Here is a 3,845-nt window from a genome sequence, read left to right as displayed (position 1 = left end):
ACAAGCAGTCCTTGGCCCCGCGCCAGACCGATTACGGCTGGATGCGCTGAACGCGCCGCGGAGGCTGCCCTCGTGACTGTCTGGCTCGACGCCCCCCTCGCCACCCTCTCCCTCCACGACCTCGACTTCTCCCGCGTGCCTGCCGGCAGGCCGGCGCGCGCGCGGCTGCGTCCCGCCGTCTTCCTCGACAAGGACGGCACGCTGACGGTCCCGGACGACGGCGCCATCACCGATCCGGCGCGGCTGCGCCTGATGCCCGGCGCCGGCGAGGCGCTCGCCCGGCTGCAGGCCGCGGGGCTGGCTCTGGTGCTGGTCACCAACGAGAGTGGCATCGCCCGCGGCGCGTTCACGCGGGTCAGTTCGCCGGGCTGCAGGCGGCGCTGGTGCGGCGCTTGAAGGACGACTTCGGCGTGACGCTCGACGACGTGGCGGTCTGCCCCCATGCGCCCGATGCGCAGGGCCGGCCCGGCTGCCTGTGCCGCAAGCCCGCGCCGGGGATGCTCACCCGCGCCGCGCGGGCGCACGGCCTGGACCTGGCGCGGTCGACGATGGTGGGCGACCTGCTCGACGACGTCGAGGCCGGCCATCGCGCCGGCGCGTCCGGCCTGCTGCTGGACACCGGCGGCGAAACCACCTGGCGGCGCTCGCCGCTGCGCGAGCCCGACGGCGTCTTCAGCGACTGGCCGTCGCTGTGCGATCACCTGCTGCGCGCGCACGCGTCCGCGTGGACCGTTGACGCGCAGGAGCCGCCGCCGCGGGACCCTTTCGACGCGGCGGGCGCGGCGGCCGCTGCGGGCGCGCCGAAGGGTTTGTCGTCGATGCCGATGTCGTCGCCGAGGCCCGCGGGCGCGGCGCCCGCGCCGACGGCGCCGGCATCGGCGTAGCGATCGCCACGCGCGGCTGCGTCCGCAGCAGCCCCAGCAGGCGGCGTTCGGCGACGCTCAGTCCGGCCAGCGCCGGGGGCGACTGCATCCAGCGCTGCGTCGGCAGCGCGGCCAGCTGGTCCGACTGCGCCCAGGCCAGCACGGCGGGATGGATGTAGGACTTGCGACAGACCGCGGCGGTATTGCCCAGGCGCGCGGCGACGTCCTTTACCGTCTGCTTCTGCGCGTCGACCGGCGCGGTGCCGGCGCGCGCATGCGCCAGCAGCAGGTCCAGCGCGAGCACGCTGGCATGCCAGGTGCGGAACACCTTGGCGCTGCAGGTGGGCCCGCCCGCCTCGGCGAGCCAGTCGTTCACGTCCGAGGCATCGATGCGATGCGCGATGCCGGCCTCATCCTCGTAGCCGAAGAGCTCCTGCCCCGGCAGGTCGCGGCAGCGCCGCACCAGCGCGGCCACGCGGTCGTCGCGCACGGCGAGCTGGTGCCGCACGCCGCTCTTGCCGGGGAAGCTCAGCAGCAGCGCGTCGCCCTTGACCTTCACGTGGCGCGACAACAGGCTGCTCAGGCCGTAGGAGCCGTTGCTGCGCGCGTACTCGCGATGGCCGATGCGCATCCAGGTGCGATCGAGCAGCCGCACGAGCGCCGCCAGCACCCGCTCGCGATCGAGGCCACCGTCGCGCAGGCGGCGTTGCACCTGGCGCCGCAGCCGCGGCAGGCGATGGCCGAAGTCCAGCAGCAGGCCGAACTTGTTCTCGCCCCGCAGCGCCATCAGTCGGCGTGATAGCGGTACTGCTTGCGTCCGCGCGCGTCGCGCGCCGTGGCCTGGATGTGCCCGTCGTCGCGGGGACAGATCCAGACGTCCACGTAGGCCGGCGGGATGGCCAGCGCGCGGATGCGCCGCAGCGTGGCCTCGTCCCGCACCGGACGCCCGTCCGCGTCGACATACCGGAAGCCGCGGGCCGCGCGCACGCGGCGCAGCCCCGGTTCATCGTCACAGACCCAGCGCAGTCCCATCGGCTCGTCCTCCTGCCTTCCCCAGGCAGGGCGCATGCCGGGCCGCGCGACGAGCGGCGATCGCGCGTGCGACCGCCCGTTATTGCGCGGCCTTGTCGGCCGCCGCCGCGTCCTCCGCGGCGTATTCCTTGAGCCGGTTGTAGAGCGTCTTCAGGCTGATGCCGAGCACCGCCGCCGTCTGCTCCTTGTGATGCTTGTAGTGCTGCAGCGTGGCCAGGATGAAGGCTTTCTCCACCTGCGCCATCGAGCTGCCCAGCGGCATCGTGATCGACGGTCCGGACGACTCGCCCGAGCCGGCGACCAGCGTCGGGACCGCGGGCGCCGCGGCGGGCTGCCCCGGCGCCGCGCCGAAGCTGGTCACCGCCGCCGCGGAGGCGGCCGTGGCCGGGATCTCGGCGCCCTCGCCCTTGGGCAGCCACTGCTCGTCGACGATGTCGCCGGCGGCCATCACGTAGGCGCGCTGGACCGCGTTGCGCAGCTCGCGCACGTTGCCGGGCCAGTGGTAGGTCTGCAGCTGCGCCAGCGCCTTGGCGGTGAAGCGCTTGTTCTTGCCTTCCTTGGCCGCGATCTGGCGCAGGAAGTGGTCGGCCAGTAGCGGCACGTCGTCCAGGCGGTCGCGCAGCGGCGGCATCTCGATCGGGAAGACGTTGAGGCGGTACAGCAGGTCCTCGCGCAGCTTGCCCGCCTGCACCGCCTGCAGCAGCGGCCGGTTCGACGCGGCGATCACCCGCACGTCGGCATCCAGCGTGGTCGTCGAGCCCACGCGCATGAAGCGCCCGGTCTCCAGCACGCGCAGCAGCTTGACCTGCAGTTCCATCGGCATCTCGGTGAGCTCGTCCAGGAACAGCGTGCCGCCGCTGGCGCGCTCGAAGAAACCTTCGTGCTGCTTGTCCGCGCCGGTGAAGGCGCCCTTCTCGTGGCCGAAGATCTCGCTCTCGATCAGGTTGGGCGAGATGGCGCCGCAGTTGACCGCCAGGAACGGCTTCTTGCGGCGGCGGCTGAGGTCATGGACGGTCTGCGCCACCAGTTCCTTGCCGGTGCCGCTTTCGCCGTTGATGAAGACCGACACGCTGGTGCCGGCCACGCGCGAGATCTGCTCGTAGATCCGCTGCATCGGCTGGGTGCGGCCCCAGAGCAGGCCGAAGTGGCCGCTCTGCGCGAGGTTGGCGTTCAGCTCGGACACCTCCGCCTGCAGCGCGGCGGGCTTCATCACCCGCGACAGCACGCCCTGCAGCTGCGTGATGTTGATGGGCTTGACCAGGTAGTCGGCGGCGCCCATGCGCAGCGCCTGGATGGAGGTGTCCAGGCTGGCGTGGCCGGTGATCAGCACCACCTCGGAATTGGCCACCAGCTGCGGGTCCTGGAACAGTTCCATCCCGTTGCCGTCGGGCAGTTGCAGGTCGAGCAGCACGACATCGGGCTGCTGCAGCGCGATGTGCCTCCGGGCATCGCGCAAGGTGTGGGCCACCGACACGGTGAATTTCTCGCTCGCAATCAGTTCCTGCAGGGTGGCGACGGAATCGACATCGTCATCCACGATCAACGCATGGGTCACCGGTACATCCTTGTGTGTGGGGGGGAACACGCCTGGGCGTGGGGATTCGACGATTCGTGATGAATGTCTGTCGAACCCGGATAACTCATTCTTGCAGCAAGCGGCCGGCTTGCCAGCCCCTGCCTCAACTCATTTGAAAAAAATTCCGGTGACGACCTGGCGATCATCGACCAGGCACGCACGCCATTCGAACAATGGCGCATGAAAACGGCACCGGGAAGCGGTCCGCGGACCGCGCCGGTGCCGGCCAAGGGAAGGTCGGGTCAGACATCCCGGCGGCGACGCTGGATCCATCCCACCAAGGCCAAGGCGACGACCAGGGTGAGGAAGTTGCGGATCTCGAAGGTGGCGTCGGCGGGCTCGTCGTCCGTGTCGATGGCGGAGGACGGGCCGGG

The 3,845-nt window shown here is 71.3% G+C and carries 3 protein-coding genes and 1 pseudogene; 1 reads left to right on the top strand and 3 read right to left on the bottom strand.

All coding sequences use genetic code 11. From position 1 onward, the window contains the following. Window positions 1–497: 497 nt before the first annotated feature. Window positions 498–620, top strand: a pseudogene (locus tag FUT87_RS31835) (HAD hydrolase-like protein); the annotation flags it as partial. A gap of 52 nt (window positions 621–672) precedes the next feature. Here the strand turns inward: FUT87_RS31835 and FUT87_RS22935 are convergent. The 3 genes from FUT87_RS22935 to FUT87_RS22930 form a co-directional block, all read right to left on the bottom strand. Next, window positions 673–1,650, bottom strand: a complete 978-nt coding sequence (locus tag FUT87_RS22935; protein ID WP_255511977.1) for a DNA topoisomerase IB — start codon at window positions 1,648–1,650, stop codon at window positions 673–675. Beyond that, window positions 1,650–1,895, bottom strand: a complete 246-nt coding sequence (locus tag FUT87_RS31040; protein ID WP_255511976.1) for a hypothetical protein — start codon at window positions 1,893–1,895, stop codon at window positions 1,650–1,652. Before FUT87_RS31040 ends, FUT87_RS22935 begins: the two co-directional genes overlap by 1 nt. Window positions 1,896–1,974: 79 nt before the next feature. Continuing rightward, the gene (locus tag FUT87_RS22930) at window positions 1,975–3,450 is read right to left on the bottom strand and encodes a sigma-54 dependent transcriptional regulator (protein WP_147242506.1); all 1,476 of its coding nucleotides are present in this window, start codon (window positions 3,448–3,450) and stop codon (window positions 1,975–1,977) included. Window positions 3,451–3,845 lie beyond the last annotated feature (395 nt).

The organism is Mitsuaria sp. TWR114, assembly GCF_007997345.1.
The sequence above is the reverse complement of the archived record's forward strand: the minus strand, read 5'-3'. Positions and strand labels throughout refer to the sequence as shown.